Source organism: Ferruginibacter sp., from assembly GCF_028288465.1.
Classification (GTDB): domain Bacteria; phylum Bacteroidota; class Bacteroidia; order Chitinophagales; family Chitinophagaceae; genus Ferruginibacter.
Genome location: NZ_JAQBNR010000043.1, coordinates 111,658 through 127,998, shown reverse-complemented (window position 1 = coordinate 127,998; position 16,341 = coordinate 111,658). Strand labels below are relative to the sequence as shown.

At 40.4% G+C, this 16,341-nt stretch carries 18 protein-coding genes; 12 read left to right on the top strand and 6 right to left on the bottom strand.

Going from position 1 to position 16,341, the window contains the following annotated elements; genetic code table 11:
* The 4 genes from hisS to JWR61_RS16915 form a co-directional block, all read left to right on the top strand.
* Positions 1 to 1,057: histidine--tRNA ligase (gene hisS, locus JWR61_RS16930; protein ID WP_301928931.1), on the top strand; the 1,057-nt coding region annotated here is incomplete at its 5' end.
* Positions 1,058 to 1,105: 48 nt separating this feature from the next.
* A complete protein-coding gene (locus JWR61_RS16925) occupies positions 1,106 to 2,791 on the top strand; it encodes a DUF4836 family protein (RefSeq protein ID WP_301928930.1) in 1,686 nt (561 codons plus the stop codon).
* Positions 2,792 to 2,850: 59 nt separating this feature from the next.
* Entirely contained in the window at positions 2,851 to 3,492 is a 642-nt protein-coding gene (locus JWR61_RS16920) for an ATP-binding cassette domain-containing protein (protein ID WP_301928929.1), read from the top strand.
* A 94-nt stretch (positions 3,493 to 3,586) separates the two neighbouring features.
* Positions 3,587 to 4,771, top strand: coding sequence for a hypothetical protein (locus JWR61_RS16915; protein ID WP_301928928.1), 1,185 nt, complete (start codon positions 3,587 to 3,589; stop codon positions 4,769 to 4,771).
* A gap of 29 nt (positions 4,772 to 4,800) precedes the next feature.
* Here the strand turns inward: JWR61_RS16915 and JWR61_RS16910 are convergent, their stop codons facing one another.
* Together JWR61_RS16910 and JWR61_RS16905 are read right to left on the bottom strand one after the other, a co-directional pair.
* Positions 4,801 to 5,631, bottom strand: coding sequence for a glycerophosphodiester phosphodiesterase family protein (locus JWR61_RS16910; protein WP_301928927.1), 831 nt, complete (start codon positions 5,629 to 5,631; stop codon positions 4,801 to 4,803).
* 95 nt (positions 5,632 to 5,726) lie between these two features.
* Positions 5,727 to 5,897: a hypothetical protein gene (locus JWR61_RS16905; protein WP_290335674.1), complete on the bottom strand. Its 171-nt coding sequence runs from the start codon at positions 5,895 to 5,897 to the stop codon at positions 5,727 to 5,729.
* A 165-nt stretch (positions 5,898 to 6,062) separates the two neighbouring features.
* Here JWR61_RS16905 and JWR61_RS16900 point away from each other — a divergent pair, with 165 nt between their 5' ends.
* From JWR61_RS16900 to JWR61_RS16880, 5 genes are all read left to right on the top strand, one after another.
* Positions 6,063 to 6,602 (top strand): GNAT family N-acetyltransferase, encoded by a 540-nt coding sequence (locus JWR61_RS16900; RefSeq protein ID WP_301928926.1) that lies wholly within the window; start codon positions 6,063 to 6,065, stop codon positions 6,600 to 6,602.
* Positions 6,603 to 6,823: 221 nt separating this feature from the next.
* Positions 6,824 to 7,045, top strand: coding sequence for a phosphodiester glycosidase family protein (locus tag JWR61_RS16895; RefSeq protein WP_301928925.1), 222 nt, complete (start codon positions 6,824 to 6,826; stop codon positions 7,043 to 7,045).
* A gap of 8 nt (positions 7,046 to 7,053) precedes the next feature.
* Complete coding sequence (locus JWR61_RS16890; RefSeq protein WP_301928924.1) at positions 7,054 to 7,233, top strand: hypothetical protein; 180 nt, start codon at positions 7,054 to 7,056, stop codon at positions 7,231 to 7,233.
* 253 nt (positions 7,234 to 7,486) lie between these two features.
* Positions 7,487 to 7,945, top strand: coding sequence for a GyrI-like domain-containing protein (locus JWR61_RS16885; RefSeq protein ID WP_301928923.1), 459 nt, complete (start codon positions 7,487 to 7,489; stop codon positions 7,943 to 7,945).
* A gap of 55 nt (positions 7,946 to 8,000) precedes the next feature.
* The gene (locus JWR61_RS16880) at positions 8,001 to 9,194 is read left to right on the top strand and encodes an MFS transporter (RefSeq protein ID WP_301928922.1); all 1,194 of its coding nucleotides are present in this window, start codon (positions 8,001 to 8,003) and stop codon (positions 9,192 to 9,194) included.
* Between the two features lie 172 nt (positions 9,195 to 9,366).
* Here the strand turns inward: JWR61_RS16880 and JWR61_RS16875 are convergent, their stop codons facing one another.
* The gene (locus JWR61_RS16875) at positions 9,367 to 9,819 is read right to left on the bottom strand and encodes a YqgE/AlgH family protein (RefSeq protein ID WP_301928921.1); all 453 of its coding nucleotides are present in this window, start codon (positions 9,817 to 9,819) and stop codon (positions 9,367 to 9,369) included.
* 152 nt (positions 9,820 to 9,971) lie between these two features.
* On the opposite strand from JWR61_RS16875, the gene JWR61_RS16870 reads away from it, so the two are divergent.
* Both JWR61_RS16870 and JWR61_RS16865 read left to right on the top strand, forming a co-directional pair.
* Complete coding sequence (locus JWR61_RS16870) at positions 9,972 to 10,607, top strand: hypothetical protein (protein ID WP_301928920.1); 636 nt, start codon at positions 9,972 to 9,974, stop codon at positions 10,605 to 10,607.
* Between the two features lie 191 nt (positions 10,608 to 10,798).
* Positions 10,799 to 11,341 (top strand): TlpA family protein disulfide reductase, encoded by a 543-nt coding sequence (locus JWR61_RS16865; RefSeq protein ID WP_301928919.1) that lies wholly within the window; start codon positions 10,799 to 10,801, stop codon positions 11,339 to 11,341.
* Positions 11,342 to 11,414: 73 nt separating this feature from the next.
* Here JWR61_RS16865 and JWR61_RS16860 read toward each other — a convergent pair whose 3' ends face one another.
* Positions 11,415 to 12,668, bottom strand: coding sequence for an acyltransferase family protein (locus JWR61_RS16860; protein ID WP_301928918.1), 1,254 nt, complete (start codon positions 12,666 to 12,668; stop codon positions 11,415 to 11,417).
* A 15-nt stretch (positions 12,669 to 12,683) separates the two neighbouring features.
* Positions 12,684 to 13,781 carry an amidohydrolase family protein gene (locus JWR61_RS16855; RefSeq protein ID WP_301928916.1) on the bottom strand — a complete coding sequence of 366 codons (1,098 nt, stop codon included), beginning with the start codon at positions 13,779 to 13,781 and terminating at the stop codon, positions 12,684 to 12,686.
* Positions 13,782 to 14,120: 339 nt separating this feature from the next.
* Here JWR61_RS16855 and JWR61_RS16850 point away from each other — a divergent pair, with 339 nt between their 5' ends.
* On the top strand, positions 14,121 to 15,287 hold the full coding sequence (locus tag JWR61_RS16850) for a tetratricopeptide repeat protein (RefSeq protein ID WP_301928915.1): 1,167 nt from the start codon (positions 14,121 to 14,123) through the stop codon (positions 15,285 to 15,287).
* 7 nt (positions 15,288 to 15,294) lie between these two features.
* On the opposite strand, the gene JWR61_RS16845 is transcribed toward JWR61_RS16850, so the two are convergent.
* Positions 15,295 to 16,299: a LysM peptidoglycan-binding domain-containing protein gene (locus JWR61_RS16845; protein ID WP_301928914.1), complete on the bottom strand. Its 1,005-nt coding sequence runs from the start codon at positions 16,297 to 16,299 to the stop codon at positions 15,295 to 15,297.
* Between the last annotated feature and the right edge of the window lie 42 nt (positions 16,300 to 16,341).

Genomic DNA, 16,341 nt, shown 5'->3' with positions numbered 1-16,341 from the left:
TGTACTTACCATTCCCTTTGCGAGTCATGTGGCCTTGTATCACGGGCGCCTTTCCTTTCCCTACAGGCGCTACCAGATACAACCCGTGTGGCGGGCAGACCGGCCGCAAAAGGGCCGCTACCGCGAGTTTACGCAATGTGATGCGGATGTGGTGGGCAGTACTGCTCTGATAAATGAAGTAGAACTCTGCAATATTTACAATGAAGTTTTTAACCGCCTGGGCCTGTGGGATTATGAATTGAAAATTAACAGCCGCAAAATTTTAACCGCCCTGGCTACACTTTGTGGCGGCGCATCCAAACTAACTGATATTACAGTTGCCATTGATAAACTGGATAAGATCGGCTTAGAAAGGGTAAAAGAAGAATTACAACAAAGGGAGCTCAGCGAAGCTCAAGTTACCATCATTGAAGAATACCTTTTAATAACTGGCAGCAATGAAGAAAAACTGGCGCAGATAACGGCACTGATGGGCCATATTGAAACAGGAAAAAAGGGAATTGAAGAAATCAAATTTATATATCAGCAGTCACCCAATATTAAGTTGCATATTGATTTTACACTTGCAAGAGGACTGAATTATTACACCGGAATTATCCTTGAAGCAAAGGCACCGCCCGAAGTTAAAATGGGCAGCATAGGTGGAGGCGGCAGGTACGACGATTTAACCGGCTTGTTTGATGTGCCGGGTATTGCAGGTGTTGGTATCAGCTTTGGCGTTGACAGAATTTACGATGTGCTGGAAGAACTGCAGTTGTTTCCTGAAGCTGTACAATCCGGAACCAAAGCCATTTTTTTTAACATGGGTGAAACAGAAAGCAGGTTTGCATTTACCATTATGCAGCAACTGCGGGCCAAAAATGTTTCATGCGAAATGTACCATGAGTTTGCAAAAGTCAGTAAGCAGTTTAGCTACGCAGAGAAAAAGAAAATACAATACGCAGTGATTATTGGGAGTAAGGAAATTGAACAAAAATATTGTTTGGTGAAAGATCTTTCAACAGGTTTACAGGAAGTAGTGCTTTTTGATAAGTTATTTACTTACTTTAACAAATAAAAAAGGTTACTAATAATCAATTTCCGCACTAATTAAAAAACAAACCATATGCAAATACATTTTCGCAATCTGCTGCTTGGATCTGCCGTTTTATTAATGGCCTCCTGCAGCAAGCCAAATACCCAGGGTAAGCTGATACCAAAAGAAGCTGCCTTTGTAATCCAGGTTGATGGTAAATCCCTTTCATCAAAGTTATCCTGGGATGAAATAAAACAGAACCCGGTTTTTGCTGAAGCGTCCAAAGACAGTACTGTACCAGCCGGCATGAAAGTAATTTTAAATAATCCTGACAGTGCCGGGATTGACACCAAAACCGACCTGTTGTTTTTCGCATTACAAGACAGCATTGGTGGCTATGTTGCTTTTGAAGGCACCATCAAAAATGAAGATCAGTTTAAAAACTTTATTAAAACATTTGCTGCTGATGGCAGCGAAAATGAAGCCGACGGAATTAAATTCATCAGCAAAGCCCCATTTTGTGCAGGTTATACAAAAGACAAATTTGTGTATTTGTTTGATGCACCGCAAATGTCCCAGATGGATGCCTTGTCAGGAAGAATGCAGCGGGATTCCATTGATATTACGCCTTCAAAACCAAGGGATATTTTTAGCACCTGCAAAGCATTATTTGCTTTATCAGAAAGCAACAGCCTTGCAAAGAACGACAAGTTTACTGCCTTGCTAAAAGAAAACGGGGACATGCATTTTTGGATGAATACTGAACAACTTACCAAAGGCGCTATGAACAATCCAATGATGGCTATGGCTAACCTGGATAAACTGTATAAAGGCAGCTTAACCACAGGCACTCTAAACTTTGAAAACGGCAAAATTAACGTTGATGTAAAAAGCTATGTTGGAGATGAACTGGGGAAATTATACAAGAAATACGGCGATGGAAAAGTAAGTGAAGATATGCTGAAACGTATGCCGGGAAAAGATATCATCGGCCTGATGGCCATTGCCTATAAACCTGAAGGTATAAAAGAACTGCTTAAATTACTGGGCGTGGATGGTATTGCCAATATGGGCCTTAGCAATGTTGGTTTTACCATGGATGATTTTATTAAAGCCAATAAAGGCGACCTGGTGCTGGGACTCTCTGACCTATCAATGAAGAAAGACAGCGCAGCAGGCGAAATGGGATATGTAAGCGAAAAGCCTGACTTCAATTTTATTTTTGCCACTTCAATTGGTGATAAGGATGCCTTTAACAAGCTCATCAATGCAGGGAAAAAATTGGGCGAAAAAGGATTGCCGGCAGATAGCAAAGCACCTTTTGCTTACAGCGATAATGGTTCTTATTTCGCCATTGCCAATAGCAAAGAAAATGCGGATAAATTTCTTTCTGCTACCAACCCCAATATAGATTTTATCAATAAAATAAATGGCCAGGCATTTGGTGGTTATCTAAACATTCACCTGCTTTTAAAAGCGTTTGAAAAAGAAGCTACCAAAGATAGCAGCGCCAGTGCAGTGTATGATGCTTCTTTAAAATTGTGGGATAACCTGTTGTTTAAAGGCGGCGATTTTAAAGATGGTGCCATCGCCCAAACCGTTGAGGTAAACCTGGTTGATAAAACAACCAACAGTCTTAAACAATTAAATCAATACGCTGCTAAATTGGGCGAAATTTATAAAGCGAGAAAGGCAAAGGAAAAAACGGCTTCAATGGCTATGGATGCAACCATTCCCATTGAAGATGTAGTAGCGCCACCAGCTTCAAAAAAATAGTTTTTCTTCATTACGGCTGCCAATTCAATTATGGATTGGCAGCTTTATTATATTCCCATATGCAAATTTCCCTGCAGCAGGTTGTTCCCGATTTTTTTGAAACTGGCAAAGCCAATGGTTCCCAGTTATGGAACCAGGATATTGCTTTTTCAACCGGTGAAAACGTTCACATCATAGCACCAAGCGGCAGTGGCAAAACATCTTTCATCCACTTTTTATATGGGTTAAGAAAAGATTACAGCGGTAACATTTTATATGATAACAACAACATTAAAAATTACGACGCCGAAAAATTTGCTACGTGGCGGCAACAAAACATCAGCATCATTTTTCAGGACCTGCGTTTGTTTACACAACAAACCGTATTACAAAACCTGGAAATAAAAAGGTTGCTTGCACCTTATCACAAAGAAAGCAGAATAACGGCCATGGCAAAGCGTTTGGGTATAGAAAGCAAACTGGCTAAATTATGCAGCACCTGCAGTTACGGCGAGCAGCAACGCATTGCTATTATCCGTGCGCTGCAACAACCGTTTGATTTTTTATTGCTGGATGAGCCCTTTAGTCACCTGGACGAGAATAACCGGCAGAAAGCAATGGAATTGATGCAGGAAGAAGCCACCGAAAGAAAAGCCGCCATCATTTTAACCGACTTAAAAAAAATAGATTATTTTAAGGCTGAACGATTACTTTATCTGTGAGGTGAAAGTATTTAGCAGAAAGTAGCAGGTATTAAGTATTTAGAAAGCACCACTTTTTCCATTATCAATTATCCATTAATTAATTATCCATGCAATGGAACTCTCTTATAAAAATATTGCGCCTTTCTTAACTGCCGGTCAAAATAAAGTAAGCCGCTGGCTGAGTTATGTGGGGCTTGGTGTTGGCGTATTGCTTTTGCTGAGTTCTGTTCAGATGTATACCAACATCAACCATTTAATAAGAGATAAAAATACGCGTAAAAACGGCACCGATTTTATATCTATTACCAAAACCATTACCAATGAAAATATGGGCAGGGATAACCGTTTTACGGATGCCGACATAAAAGAATTGCAGCGCCAGCCCTTCATTGAAGATGCAGCTCCTTTAAAAGCAAATGCCTTTAAAGTAAGCGCCAACGCAGGCAATATGATTCCCTTTAGCACGGATGTTTTTGTAGAAGGACTGAACACTAATTTTATTGACACCGTACCCGATAATTTTAAATGGAAGGAAGGGGATGAATTTGTACCCGTCATTTTTTCCACGGATTTTTTGGAGATGTACAACGTATTTGCCCCGAGTTGGGATCTGCCACAGATGTCTGAAAAAACCGCATCTTCTGTACAATTATTTTTGCTGTGCCATGGACGAAACGGCGACCGCCAGTACAAAGCCAGGATCGTTGCCTTCAGCGACCGCATCAACAGCATACTGGTTCCTGAAAATTTTTTAGCGCAACAAAACAAGGTGCTGGAAGGCGTTGACAATATCCCGGCATCCCGCGTATTTTTAAAAACAAAAGATGCCAATAACCCGCAGTTGCTGAATTATCTTGCCGGTAAAGAGTACCACGTTAATAAAGACAAAACGAAATTTGGTCGTGTGAAAGGTGTGCTGCAGGCCGTTGTAAGCGGACTGGCAGGCTTCGGTGTATTGGTTATTTTACTGGCGTTGGTATTGTTTTCGTTTTACTTACAACTGATGATTGCCAGAAGTAAAGATAACCTGCAATTGTTGCTCACACTGGGTTATAGTCCAAGCTGGCTTAGTAAAACGGTAGCAAAAAAATGGATCCCGGTTTATGTGAGCATTATTGTAGCAGCATTGCTGGCCACGCAGTTACTCCACCTGGGCTTTCAGCATTTCGTAACGCCTGCCCGTGGAGAATTGCCCATCGTAATCGACTGGACTGTATTGGCAATTGCTGTATTGCTGCTGGCTTTGTCTGTCGCCATCAATTACCGCCTGGTAAAAAAATCGCTGACTGAATTATAGCCAACCCGTTTTAGAGGACGATTGTATTGTTACCTGATTCCCTTCTTAATCAAAAACTGAATTAACTCCTTTGGATGATCTGATTGCAAGCCTGCCAAACCAAGCTTGAGCGCCGCATTCCATTGATCAGGCCCTTCTTCCCTTGACTGTACATCTGCCCAGATGGGAATGTGCTTTTGGGTAGCCGCGGCGACTGTTTCAGCATTGTATTCGGTATAATCTCCGTCGAGTATATCAATATCAAATGTGTGCAGCACCTCGTTCATTTCGGCTGTTGTTTTTACTGCTTTTGGCAAACTGATCATCAACGGCATATTGGGAGCGATGGTTCCCCATTCTTCAAACTGGTGTGGTTCGTTGATGTACACCACAACATGATTTTCCATTCCGGCGTCGATAATTTCTTGATAGGCCTGCGCAACAGAAGCCTCTTTAAAATCGAGGTAGATATTTATTTTTCCCTTGCATAACTGCAGCACTTCTTTAAAGGTTGGAATGGTATGCATGCCCCACTCAGGGTGCAATGGTTCCCTTATTTTAATTTTACGCAGCGAGTCAAGGGGAAAGCTTTTTATTTCCCCCTGCCGGGTTGTCATGTGGTCAATCGTTGCATTGTGCATAATTACCAGCTGACTGTCTTTGGTAGTACGTAAATCTATCTCTACAAAATCAGCACCGTCTTCAATGGTGTTTTGATAAGCAGCCAATGTATTTTCAGGTGCCTTTGTATGATCGCCGCGATGCGCTATAACAATGGTTTTATGTTTGGTTGCAGGTAGAGGCGTAACCTGCGCCATGCCTGCAACCGAATGTATGAAGGTAAAAGCGATTGTAAAAAAGAAAGAAGGATGGATAACCATGTGAATATTTTAGTGGCTAAAAATAGCCAAAAGCTGTAACAACAAGCATCCCCATCCGTTATGTTTTTGTTATAGCACTTATCTGACTACGCTCTTCATTTTACGAGCTTATCAATTTCATCATCTCTTTTTTCATCCTGTGATATAGGGAAATCATTATTCATCTGATCTTCGAAAATCTTTTCATCTTTTTTGTTTCGAACTACCAGGAAAATAATTAAGGCAATAACTGCAATACCGAAAAAAATGATAAATGGCCAGTTCATATTTTTTAATATTTTATTAAAGTTAGCCCTATTATAAAGCGCCGTACATTAAGTTTATATTACCTCTTACTCCGGTGAAATACAGTAGCAAAAGGTTACATGCCATCAAATAACAACCCATTTTATGGTATTAACTGTTTAAAAAATCTGCTAATTTCGCTGCCTATGTTTACATTTTCAAACCCACATATTAGCTTGGCATCCAATGCTGATATTGCTGCCATAACCAGTTTGCTAAACAGTGCTTACCGGGGCGAAAGCTCCAAACAGGGTTGGACAACGGAAGCAAATTTAATCGGTGGTAATATTCGTACAAATGAGGAAACCCTGCAACAGGTAATGGATTCTGCCGGCAGCGTAATTTTAAAATATTTGGATACTGATCAGCACATTGTGGGTTGTGTAAATCTGCAGCAAAAAAAAGATAAAATTTACCTGGGCATGTTTTCGGTATCCCCGCAGCTGCAGGGCTTTGGCATTGGCAAGCAGTTGTTGAAAGCAGCAGAAGAATATGCTGTTCATTTAAATGCTCCCGCTATTTTTATGCAGGTGATAACCCAGCGCACAGAACTGATCGACTGGTACAAGCGGTATGGCTACCAGGAAACCGGCGAAAGAATTCCTTTTAATGAAGATGGCTTAACAGGCAAACATTTGCAACCGCTGGAGTTTATGGTGTTGGAGAAAATTATGCAATTAGCATAACAAAAACAAGCTTCTCTCCTATCGTCCAAGCCATTATTTGAAGTCATTAACCCGTTCCCTGCTTACAATTGTTTCAGCAGTTGGTGTTGGGGCTATTTCCAGTTTTAATCCTCCGCCCAGCCAGGTATATACTTTTTTTATGTACAAACCTGATCGTTCGCCTCAGGGACTTTTTATTGAAAAGCAAAAAGTATTATTTGCTTTGGGCACAGCAAATGGTAATGACAATTTTTATGCAACCAAATGGTGTATTTTATCTTTCTACAGATAACATTGCAGTTATTTGCAAAACGCAAGTTTTTAAAAACAATGGTAAAATTAAATACGCCACACAATCGGGTCCAATGCTGGTTTACGATGGTGAGATCAATAAAGTTTTCAAAGCTGGCTCAGGCAACGTAAACATCCGCAATGGTGTTGGCATCCTGCCTGCAATAAAGTAATTTTTGCAATGTCTAAAAGCGAAATTAATTTTTATGACTTCGCAAACTATTTTAAAAACCCCGGTTGTAAAAATGCGTTGTACCTTGATGGTCTTGTGTCGGAAGTTTATTTACCCGAAAAACAATGGCTGCAAACAGATGGCAATTTTGGTATTATCATCGGAGTTACAACAATCCGATACCGTTAGCATGACGCAATTGTAAAAAACAGCTTGCACAGGGAAGGCTATTTTAGCAACACATAATAAAACTCTTAATTTTAAATTCATTGCTGTAGTACATATTTTTATTGTTAAGCCGGAAATTTTGGAAATGGCGCATCCTTTAACATGACCGGCAATAGAAGTGCCGAATCTATAAATAAAAAAGTCAAAACCTGCTGACATATCGTTGTCACAAACCATATTTAGCTTTGTGACTTATTAAATTAAACTACACAACATGAACAATGAGATAATCAAGCAATTCAATATAATTGGTATTGCAATTCGGACTACCAACGAAAACGGTCAATCAAGCCGGGATATTCCCTCGCTTTGGAATAAATTCATGGGAGATGGCATGGCTGCTTTGATTCCGGATAAAATAAACAACACCATTTATTGCGTTTATACCGACTACGAAAAAGACCATACCAAACCATACACAACCATTTTGGGTTGCAGTGTCTCTACATTAAATAACATTCCGGCAGGGATGGTTGGTAAAACCATTGAGGAAGGTGCTTATATAAAATATACAGCCAAAGGAAATATTTTACAGGGTATGGTTTTTAATGAATGGGTAAAAATCTGGAATTCGGATATCGACAGGAAATATATGGCAGACTTTGAAGTATATGGCGAAAAGGCAAAGAACCCCGAAGATGCTGAAGTTGATATATTTATTGCGGTTAAATAAGCGATCACACTGGCCTTGACTTCACCTGTATGCCGTCAACAAAAAAATATAAATATTGAAAGCCATCACCAAAACAGTATGGATCTTATCACTGGTAAGTTTATTTACTGACACGGCCAGCGAAATGTTGTATCCCGTAATGCCCATCTATTTAAAAACGATTGGATTTTCGATTGTATTGATCGGCATACTGGAAGGTTTTGCTGAGGCCATAGCAGGATTAAGTAAAGGCTACTTTGGCAAGCTCTCCGACAACAGCGGGAAGCGAACGCCATTTGTACAGGCTGGCTATGCGCTGAGCGCTATCTCAAAACCATTGCTGGCATTTTCCGTTTTGCCTGTATGGGTTTTCATTTGCCGTGCTATTGACCGTACAGGCAAGGGCATTCGCACAGGTGCAAGAGACGCGGCATTATCAGACGAAGCCACACCGGAAACAAAGGGCAAAATATTTGGCTTCCATCGTTCTATGGACACGTTGGGCGCTGTGCTGGGGCCTCTGTCTGCATTGATTTATTTGCATTACCATCCGCAAAATTACCGGGCACTTTTTTACATTGCGTTTATTCCTGGCCTGCTTGCAGTATCAGCTTCTTTTTTACTGCAACAGAAAAATAAGTCCTCTAAAACTGTTGTAAACAAAACTTCCTTTTTTGATTTCCTCCATTACTGGAAAACCAGCCCGGCTTTATACCGGAAGTTGGCAGGCGGCCTGCTGGCATTTACCCTGTTCAACAGTTCGGATGTTTTTTTATTATTAAAAGCAAAACAATCCGGCCTTGACGACACTGCTGTAATTGGAATTTATATTTTTTATAACCTGGTGTATGCTTTGTGCGCTTTTCCGATAGGAATGCTGGCTGATAAAATAGGATTAAAAACAATTTTTATTGCAGGCCTGCTGATTTTTGCTGCGGTGTATTTTGGCATGAGTGTCAGCAATAATTTTTATCTTTTTGCCGCCTTGTTTTTTTTATATGGGTTATACGCCGCTGCAACAGAGGGCATTTCAAAAGCATGGATCAGCAATATTGCCGACAAAAAAGAGACCGCTACCGCCATCGGAACCTTTGCAGGATTTCAAAGTATTTGTACCATGCTGGCCAGTTCCCTGGCAGGGCTTATCTGGTTTCAGTTTGGTGCAGGCGCCACTTTTATTGTAACTGGTATCGCTACGGTATTAATTGTAGTCTATTTCATCATTGCAGTTCCATTACCTGAAAATAAGCAGCAAAGCTTGTCCAAATAATATTGTTTTATGGAAAGTGAATGGCAGCCAATAGCTGCATTTTACAGAAGTCATACAGGAAGAAAGATTTCAAGCAGGAAACAATATCGGAAAAATTAATGGCTGGATAACTATCAATTCTATTTACCGTATTTGCACATTGGGTCAGGATTAATTCACGTTTAAAGACAGGTTAGAATATTTTTTCTATATCAGCATTCCCGACTATCCAACTTCCTTCTTCCACTTCGTCTTCCAGCTGATTAAAATCCCAGCCGCAATAGCCCACAAAAATTTTTATTTCATGCTGCAGAACTGACCGGTCGTTCATATGAGCAACCGCCTGCTGAAAATTGCCACCGAAGTAAATGGTATCAGTAACAGGTGTTCCGCCCCTGATGATATCCGGCCGGCGGTGGATAAAAAAAAGATGCTCCCTGTCCATTGGACCGCCATCATACAACGGAAACGGCAGGCTGTCTTTAAATTCTTCCAGTTCGTTTAATGTTCTGCCAAATAATTTATTCACAACAAAACCTGTTGCTCCTTTTTTGTTGTATTCAGTTATAAAAATAGTGACTTTATCAAAGTTTGGATCATCCAGTGATGGTGCACCTGTTAATACAATTCCAGCCTTAATTTGCATGATGAAGCAGCGTTAAAATGTTGAAATGAATAGTTTAAAATTAAGCATTATAAATTAAAATTGTTAAGATTAGATTAAGCAGCTGTGATTGTGATTGCAAGAAATTTAAGATGACAATGTAATTTAAACCGTTAAATAATTAACTTGTTGAGATGCCTGTAACCAACGATCGTATGCTCAAACAAACTTTCACTCAACTGGTGTCTGGATACGCCGGCAACAATCAGCTGGCAACGGAACTATGGAATGAAATTGAAATAAGCTATTCAGGTAAAAAAAGATTTTACCACACTTTGGCCCATTTGGAAAATTTGTTAATCCAGTTACTGGAGGTGAAAAACAATATACAACATTGGGATACCATTCTTTTTACATTGTATTACCACGACTGTGTTTACAATGCATTACAATCTGATAACGAAGAAAAGAGTGCTGGGCTTGCTGAGCAACGGATGAAACAGATAGTTATTCCTGCCGAAATAATTGCAGCTTGCAAAGCACAAATTTTAGCTACCAAAAAACATCTTGACAATACAGATACCGACACCAACTATTTTACAGATGCAGACCTCTCTATCTTAGGAACCGACTGGGACACGTATTCAGCTTATTTTAAAAACGTACGAAAAGAATATGCCATTTATCCTGATGTTATTTACAACCCGGGAAGACGAAAAGTGCTGAAACATTTTTTAGCAATGGAACGCATTTTTAAAACAGATTACTTCTACACAAAATTTGAGCGACAGGCGAAAGAAAATTTGCAAAGAGAACTCTCGCTATTTTAATATGTTTGAAGAAATATTATTGGGATACAAAGAGATTTTAACTGCTACAGTCATAGACCACTCCAGATTACCCTGATGAAAATTGAAATCCACACTTCATCAGTATATTTAAAAGACATTAAATATTAAAGAACCAACAGACTATTTTTAGGAAAGATAAATATCACTTCCAAACTATTTTTAACAACCCGATGAAGCCATATTTTGTACTTATTTTTTTATTGATAAGTCTGATCACTTATGGTCAGCAGCAGCAAATTGATTTTGATTCGCTGGTGAGTGCCAGGCAAAAAGAAAGCATTGGCAAACCATTTCCTTTATTTAAAGCGTTATTGCACAACAAGACGTTTACCAATCAGGATATAACTGGTAAAGTAGTATTTATAAACTTTTGGTTTGCCAACTGCCCGCCCTGTATTGCCGAACTGGATGCATTGAATGAGTTGTATAAAAAGTTGAAGACAAATAAGCAATTTGAATTTGTCTCCTTTACATATGAATCGCCCAAAACAGTTCAGGTGTTGGCAAAGAAATACCGCATGCAATATAAGATCATCTCTTTAACGCAGCAGGAATGTTACCGGCTGAATCAAAACAATGCCTTCCCCACCAGTATCGTCCTGGATAAAAATGGCATGATACAATTCATCTCCTTCGGTGGAAAGACTGATAAAGCCGCGGCAAAAAAAATGGTACTGACAGAATATTATCAGCAGGTGTTGAAACAGTTGTAGCCAACCAATGGCTTGCTATCATTTATAACAACAAAAAAAGCCCGGTAATTCCACCGGGCTTTTTAAAACAGACCTAAATTTTTATAAAAATCCTTTTCTTATACATCCAGTTTAAAATAAGCCATAGAAAAAATAACACGAGTATTCCGTTAACCAGCGTCGCATAAGGTGCTCCAAAAATATGGTCATAGTTAGCACCTAAATGTATGTGCAGTGAGTTGGAGATCAGCGAGCGGATACCACCATCGGCCATTACATAGGCAGCAATTGAATTGGCACCGATCACCATTAAAAAATAGGCCCATTTTCTTTTTTGTGCTACATCTACCACCCCATAAAAAAAGGCCAGGAATAAACAGCAAATACCGCCACTAAAAATAGTCCAGGCCGGCGTCCAGATGCGTTTTACAATTGGGTTGATACCGGTAAAATGCAGCATGGCCCCAAGCAGCAGTAAACCGGCGCCCATGGTAACAAAAAATTTAATTTTCTGCTGTTGTGTGGTCGTTTCATCTTTTAATGCCCGTCCTGCAAACAGGCCTAGCAGCATGGTGCCCAGCGTGGGTATAAAACTAAGCGTGGCATAACCGCCGCCATTATTTAAAAATTGTTTTTCCCGTGGAAAAAGATTTAAGAACCATTGATCAAAAGCCCAGGCAAGATTGGTGTTTTTATTCCAGTGTGCCGCAAACCCGTGAAGGTTGTGTTCCCAATTGGCTTCGGTACCAGCAGCAGCATAATCGAAACCGGCACCAGGCAACGGGTACAAGGCAAAGGCCAGCCAGTAACCAACCAAAATAACAATCAGTGCAATGAGTTGAATACGGGGTTTACAATAAGAGATGAGCACTAAAAAAGTATAACCCATACCTATCTGTGTCAGCGTATCTTCAAAAGTGAAATTGGTTTGGGTGCTCCACATAGACCGCAAAAATATCCCGAGGCATATTAGTATGAGCGACCGCTTGATGGTATGCAAAATAATATTGTTGAAAGAAGCGCCTTTACTTTTCCGGCCGGCGATGGAATAGGGTAATACTACGCCTACTAAAAACGTAAACGAAGGCTGGATCATATCATGCAGCGAAAGCCAGGTCCATTCCACATGACTTTGATTGAAGGCGAGAAAACCCCAGAACGAACTGTCAGGCAAAGCCTTTGATACGGATTCAAGTGAAAGTACTTCTCCCATCATCAGCAACATTACAAAGCCGCGGTAAACATCCACCGAAGCAATTCTGCTGACAGGCATTGGCGGATTAACTACTGCTGCCGGAACATTTTTTTCTGCAGCAGTCTGCGGGTCCGCTTGAAAAGGTTGGCTCATAAAGTATTGTTGGTTTTATTTTTTTGAATGATTCAATATTTTTCTGCCATTGCCACTGTATATTTTTTTAAGCGTGGCATCGTTTAATGACAAACCATATAAAGCCCAGTGATAACTGAATAACTGGTGATCGTAAAAATGTTCATCGGCAGATTCTAAAATACGAAAAGTTGTCTGATACATGCTTTTATCAAAACCCATATCTGTACCGTACACAATACGGTCAGCATGTTTTTCAAAAAAAGCTTTTGTGTACCTTGGTATAGGCGAGAACTCACCAAACCGGGCGGCGATGTCTGCATACAGGTTGGGATAGGTATCAAACAATTTTCCCAGCATGCTAAGGTCAGCATTGGTGTTAGCCAGGTGGCAGGCAATAAAAGTAGTGGCAGGATTATTCTTTACCGCATTCTCCAGCGTCCTTACCAGTTGATCATGTGTTAAAATGCCAGGCTTGTTCATATCCACTTTCCAGGTGGCCGCGTTCATCAATCCATCATTGGTTGAGTCGGGTTTTTCATACATCCACTGGTCTTCGGCTACATGTATGCTCACGGGCATATGCAATTCAGCACATTTTTCCAGCAAAGGTTTCATGGCCGGGTCATCAATATGCAAACCGTACCCGGGTGTTGGCATGGAGTATAATTCACCCAAACCTTTATCTCCCAGTTCGCCTACGCCCTTAGCGCCTTTCTGGTAACATCTTTCCAGTTCCGCCAGTGCATGCTTTTGCCAGCCTGGTGTTTCATGTCCAGTATAATCAAACCCACACCATACTTCAAAGCGGTCTTTGTAAGGAGCATATTTATCTACCAGCGAATCAAATCTTGAACCGGTTGAATAAGTAAGGATCAATGTTTTTTCGATGTTCATTTCATCCATTCTTTTTACCCATACCGCTACTTCAGCATCGGTTTTAGGATAATCATGCGAATGAAAATCAATCACCGGGTATTTGGCTTTAGCGATGGAAGTTTGGGGTATTTTATAAATTGAAACCGGGCGGAAACTGCTGAGTGTAACCGCTTCTGAAGACTGGCAAAACGCACCGTTGTATATACCCGTTACCACAAACAGTAAACAAATACGTATTGAAAATGACAGACGCATAACAGTTGATTGTGGTTGAAATGAAGTGCGGCAGGTGCAGAGCTGCTTGCCTTACCAATATAACACACAATACTATTTAAAAATGCTACAAACGTTTGCGCAATAAATGAGTGACCTGTTATAGGCTGAACGCTTGAAAAGTGTAAAGTATAATAAGTACTGGTAAAACAAATGCTGGTGCTGGTTTTGAACAAAAAATGTTATCTGCTAAAAAAGAAAATAAATGCCGCTTTTATTTTTCAATCCTTTTATGGAAAAAAAAGAAAACTGCGTCTGACGTAAAAATAAAAACCCCTTGAAATAATATTTGTATTTTTCTATCACAACAATTCGTTCTGTATGAAAAAAATAACTTGCTGCTTATTCACCCTGACATTGTTTTCCATTACAGCATTTGCTCAATCAGCTGCCGTTGATAAAAACAAAGTGATGGATTTTTTTCAAAGTCAACAATTTGATGAAGCGGTTAGCTACCTAACTCCAGCCATTGCTGCTGATACTAAAAATGTACAACTGCTTGGCTACTTAGGCTACGCTCACTACATGAATGATAATACAAGGGAGGCTGAAAATGTTTACAGGCAAATTGTACTCGTTGATCCCGATAATATTGCTGCGCTGCAATACCTGGCACTGCTTACTAAAAATGACAGCCCCAATGAAGCCCTGCAATATACCCGCCGCCTTATTCTGCTGCGGCCGGCCAAAGCCGGTTATTACCGCAGCATGGGCGAATTATTTAAAAGAAAGGATGAGCAGGATTCTGCCTTTGTTTATTTCAGCAAGGCTTATTCGCTGGCGCCGAAAGATTATAAAAATGGTGTTGGTCTTGCGGATGTGCTAATTGACAGAAAAGAATATACCCGTGCCGATAGTGTAACAGAAGCAGGGCTGGAACAGGATTCCGTCAATCTCTCTTTTTTAAAACTGCGCATTCGTTCTGCTTATAATGCAGGCGATTTTCAAAACCTTCGAACACCAGGGGAACAAATTATCCGTATGGGAGAGTCTCCGCTCACTGCGCTTACGCAGCTGTTGATTGGCTATTACAATCTTAAACTGTATTCCGATTGCATCCGGGTTTGTGAATACCTGAATGATAAAGGTTACATGGTTGACAATGTTATTTATTATGAAGCAAAAGCCTGGGCCAAATTAAAAGACTATGATAAGAGCAATGCGTTGCTAAGGGTATGTGTGAACCTTTCCATTTCAAAATCAGCGGAGATGTATTATTATAACCTTGCTTTAAATTATGAATCGCTGAAGCAATATGCAAAAGCAATTAACCAGTATGATACGGCGTATTATCTTTTTAAAAATCCGGTGATGAATTACAATTGCGGCCGCATTGCGGAAGCACATTTGCATAACATGCAGCAGGCACAAAAATATTACCAGCGGTATATTGCTGAAGCAAAACCTACGGAAGCAGACGAAATAAAAGCGTATGCCTATGTAAAAGAAAGATGGGGTAAAAAGAAAACGACTGCCGCAAAAAAATGATCGTTCGCTATTTGGAATAATTCAGCGTACAATCAAATTTAGTTTCGCCCAAACCCAGTTCCTGAGCTGCCGCATTGCTGATGCGAATGATCAGCCCGCTGTTCTGTTTGATATCCGGAATTACATCCAGCACTTTTGCGTAGATAGATTTACCGGTACTGCTGCTGGTAACCTTTATAATAGTGCCAGGTGCGGCGGTGTTGTGCAAACAATAATATTTTCCATCCTGCCAGCCGCTATTGCTCCTAAACACAGCGCCTGTGCCACTTTCACTTGCCGGGTTGGGCTTGGCCTGTTTATCAAAATTGGCTTTAAAACTACCTCCATTGAAATTTTTACCGGCCACTACCACTGGCTGCGTAACGGGTTCTGCTTCCTTTACAGCCGGCGGCAGATCCTTCTTTACAGTTGGCGGTGTAGCAACAGGTTCCTTTACAATGACAGCTTCTTTTTTAACCGGCTCAGGAGCCTTTACAACTGGTGCTTCTGTTTTTGTAACAGCAGGTGCGGTCACGGCCAGGTCGGCCGGTTTGTTTTTAGCCATCGATGATAGCGCAGACAACGCAGGTTTCACTTTTAAATAGCCTATAATTAAATGTGTTCCATTGGCCACGGCATCGCTCTTAATATTGTTCCATTGTTTTAAATTGTCCAGCGCTACTTTGGCATTGGTGGCTATGCGATATAATCCTTCTTTATCTTTTACAATGTGATATACTGGCACCAGCACTTCATCCGAAGGTGCATTGCCGGATTGTAAAAAATTAACATCCGTCAACGGTACTTTTATCACCTGGTTGAGGCTAAGACCTTTTTCCAGCGCAAGGTTATTAAATGGGGCAATTTCTTTAGGGCTGATATTGTACATTCTGCCAATGCTGTAATAATTTTCCTTTGATTTTACAGTATGGGTAAGGTATAAATTGGGAGAAGCTCCTTCAACCACCAATGGTGCATTTTGCGCCAGCAGGGTCAAAGGCAGACAAAATAACAATATTAATAAACGCTTCATCAGATATAAATTTTCGTTGCAAAGATGGGAAAATAAGTTGGT

Excerpts from the sequence above, each read along its gene's own strand:
- JWR61_RS16870 (WP_301928920.1), top strand. The coding sequence starts at position 9,972 with ATGCCTGTAACCAACGATCGTATGCTCAAACAAACTTTCACTCAACTG.
- JWR61_RS16860 (WP_301928918.1), bottom strand. The coding sequence starts at position 12,668 with ATGAGCCAACCTTTTCAAGCGGACCCGCAGACTGCTGCAGAAAAAAAT.
- JWR61_RS16850 (WP_301928915.1), top strand. The coding sequence starts at position 14,121 with ATGAAAAAAATAACTTGCTGCTTATTCACCCTGACATTGTTTTCCATT.
- JWR61_RS16895 (WP_301928925.1), top strand. The coding sequence starts at position 6,824 with ATGACAATTTTTATGCAACCAAATGGTGTATTTTATCTTTCTACAGAT.
- JWR61_RS16865 (WP_301928919.1), top strand. The coding sequence starts at position 10,799 with ATGAAGCCATATTTTGTACTTATTTTTTTATTGATAAGTCTGATCACT.
- JWR61_RS16900 (WP_301928926.1), top strand. The coding sequence starts at position 6,063 with ATGTTTACATTTTCAAACCCACATATTAGCTTGGCATCCAATGCTGAT.
- JWR61_RS16875 (WP_301928921.1), bottom strand. The coding sequence starts at position 9,819 with ATGCAAATTAAGGCTGGAATTGTATTAACAGGTGCACCATCACTGGAT.
- JWR61_RS16885 (WP_301928923.1), top strand. The coding sequence starts at position 7,487 with ATGAACAATGAGATAATCAAGCAATTCAATATAATTGGTATTGCAATT.
- JWR61_RS16845 (WP_301928914.1), bottom strand. The coding sequence starts at position 16,299 with ATGAAGCGTTTATTAATATTGTTATTTTGTCTGCCTTTGACCCTGCTG.
- JWR61_RS16920 (WP_301928929.1), top strand. The coding sequence starts at position 2,851 with ATGCAAATTTCCCTGCAGCAGGTTGTTCCCGATTTTTTTGAAACTGGC.
- JWR61_RS16915 (WP_301928928.1), top strand. The coding sequence starts at position 3,587 with ATGGAACTCTCTTATAAAAATATTGCGCCTTTCTTAACTGCCGGTCAA.
- JWR61_RS16925 (WP_301928930.1), top strand. The coding sequence starts at position 1,106 with ATGCAAATACATTTTCGCAATCTGCTGCTTGGATCTGCCGTTTTATTA.
- JWR61_RS16905 (WP_290335674.1), bottom strand. The coding sequence starts at position 5,897 with ATGAACTGGCCATTTATCATTTTTTTCGGTATTGCAGTTATTGCCTTA.
- JWR61_RS16855 (WP_301928916.1), bottom strand. The coding sequence starts at position 13,781 with ATGCGTCTGTCATTTTCAATACGTATTTGTTTACTGTTTGTGGTAACG.
- JWR61_RS16910 (WP_301928927.1), bottom strand. The coding sequence starts at position 5,631 with ATGGTTATCCATCCTTCTTTCTTTTTTACAATCGCTTTTACCTTCATA.
- JWR61_RS16890 (WP_301928924.1), top strand. The coding sequence starts at position 7,054 with ATGTCTAAAAGCGAAATTAATTTTTATGACTTCGCAAACTATTTTAAA.